The sequence below is a fragment of the Rhodopseudomonas sp. BR0C11 genome (assembly GCF_010820945.1).
Taxonomy (GTDB): Bacteria; Pseudomonadota; Alphaproteobacteria; order Rhizobiales; family Xanthobacteraceae; genus Rhodopseudomonas; species Rhodopseudomonas palustris_H.
Genome location: NZ_QTKI01000657.1, coordinates 1 through 1,620, shown reverse-complemented (window position 1 = coordinate 1,620; position 1,620 = coordinate 1). Strand labels below are relative to the sequence as shown.

Annotated in this window: 3 protein-coding genes; all 3 read right to left on the bottom strand. The window is 67.2% G+C overall.

Features of this window, described 5'->3' with window-relative positions; all coding sequences use genetic code 11:
* Positions 1-223 precede the first annotated feature (223 nt).
* The 3 genes from DYI24_RS26280 to DYI24_RS26270 all read right to left on the bottom strand — a co-directional run bounded on the left by DYI24_RS26280 (position 224) and on the right by DYI24_RS26270 (position 1,509).
* A complete protein-coding gene (locus DYI24_RS26280; protein WP_205523703.1) occupies positions 224-535 on the bottom strand; it encodes a hypothetical protein in 312 nt (103 codons plus the stop codon).
* A gap of 111 nt (positions 536-646) precedes the next feature.
* On the bottom strand, positions 647-928 hold the full coding sequence (locus DYI24_RS26275; RefSeq protein WP_107342484.1) for a hypothetical protein: 282 nt from the start codon (positions 926-928) through the stop codon (positions 647-649).
* Positions 929-1,164: 236 nt separating this feature from the next.
* Positions 1,165-1,509 carry a hypothetical protein gene (locus DYI24_RS26270; protein WP_164574393.1) on the bottom strand — a complete coding sequence of 115 codons (345 nt, stop codon included), beginning with the start codon at positions 1,507-1,509 and terminating at the stop codon, positions 1,165-1,167.
* Positions 1,510-1,620 lie beyond the last annotated feature (111 nt).

Genomic DNA, 1,620 nt, shown 5'->3' with positions numbered 1-1,620 from the left:
CATCAGTGCTGCCGCACCGATCCGCCGAACCAGCCGCAGCGGACCGGGCGCTGGTCGTGCGGATTGAGCTGCAGGCAAATGGATCACGCGCAGATCCGCCATCTCGCCTCTCCCTGCGCCGCAGGCGGCGCATTGTCGTTGCACCAGGAGTGCGACGCTAGGGTTGGCAGACTGAACGCGTGATGAATGCGCCGAAGGCGTTACATCCGAAGCGTCGCGTCGCTTACCACGACGGCCCGAGGCCCCAGCCGTAGCTGAACGGGAAGAACGGCGATACCGGGCCTGGCCGGTACCAATGCGGGCGGGCGTTATAGTCGTAGCTGCCGCGCGGCCCATACACATGGGTGCGGTGCGGCGTCGCATGCCGCCGGACGTGGCGATGCTTGGCGTGCGGCTTGCGCTGCCGCGCGCTGATATCCGTCTCCTGCAGTGTCGTCACGCTGGGTGCCTGGGCGGCGCTCACAGGAGTTGCGCCCGCGGGACCGGCGGCGCCGAGCGCCGTCGCCACCATGGCCGCTCCGATCCATGTCCGCATCGTCACCTCCATCGGCTGTTGCTGGCCATCATGTCGGCGTAAGCCGCCGAAATGCAACCGCCGCAATGAAAACGGGCCCGCGTTTGCGGGCCCGTTGGTAACCGATCCGTATCAGCGCCAGTGGCGGTGATGATGATGCCGGTAATGATGATGGTGGTGCCGATGGCCGTAGTGTCGACGAATGTGGTGGTGACGGTGCCCACGGTAGTGATGGCGGTGCATGTGCCGGTGATGCCGGTACTGCACTTCGGTCGCCTGCGGGATAGCGTCCCGCTGGACCGCGGCGGCGATACCCGGGGTCGACAGCGGCGCCGCCTCGGCGCGTTCGCCGGGGGCAGCGATCAGCAACAGACCGGCGATCGCAGCCAGGCCCGACCATTTCAGAATCTTCATCCAACAACTCCTTGGTTGGCGACGCGCGTCCGGCCGCTTGCTGGCGGTCGGCGGGCCGCTCGGCATGACCCCCTGACAATCAGGCTGACGCGCACGACGTGAATGCGGAGTGAATGCTCCACTCGCCGCACAGCAATGCGCGATCAGCGCGCGAAGTTCCGGAAAGACCTCGGATTTGCTTGGTACTTGGCGTACCAATGAGGCGTCGCTGCAAAGACTTCAGGGGAAGATGCTGCTCAACCGCGGCGCCAGAAGCAGTTCATCCGCGGCACGATCACAGTGCCACTCGGGCGATATTCCTGAATGTAGCTGGCAGTGCAGTCTCGCACCGCGTTCGGGCCCGGGTTGTAGCGCGGAATGACGTCGTCGCCCTCGTCGCGCGGATAGACCGGCACCCGCCGCGGCGCCCGGCGAACCCGCTCCTGCGACGACACGTCGGTGAGGCGATCAGCCGCTGAGCGCGAGGTGGTCGCTACCGCCTGCTGGGCCCCAGCCGGCACGGTCGCCGGCAGGCTGACTGCCAGCCCCAGTCCCAGCGTTGCCGCTGCGATCGTAATCCGCCCCTTGCTGCGCTGGTCCATGCCATCCGCCCCCTCAAAGCCCCGCGGCAACGTCCCCGATCACGGCGCCGTCGTCAACCGCAAGCCGCTTGCCGCCCCCACCCGATCGCGTACAACGGCCGGTATGTGGAT

Coding starts and splice junctions, on each gene's coding strand:
- DYI24_RS26280 (WP_205523703.1), bottom strand. CDS start 535: ATGCGGACATGGATCGGAGCGGCCATGGTGGCGACGGCGCTCGGCGCC.
- DYI24_RS26275 (WP_107342484.1), bottom strand. CDS start 928: ATGAAGATTCTGAAATGGTCGGGCCTGGCTGCGATCGCCGGTCTGTTG.
- DYI24_RS26270 (WP_164574393.1), bottom strand. CDS start 1,509: ATGGACCAGCGCAGCAAGGGGCGGATTACGATCGCAGCGGCAACGCTG.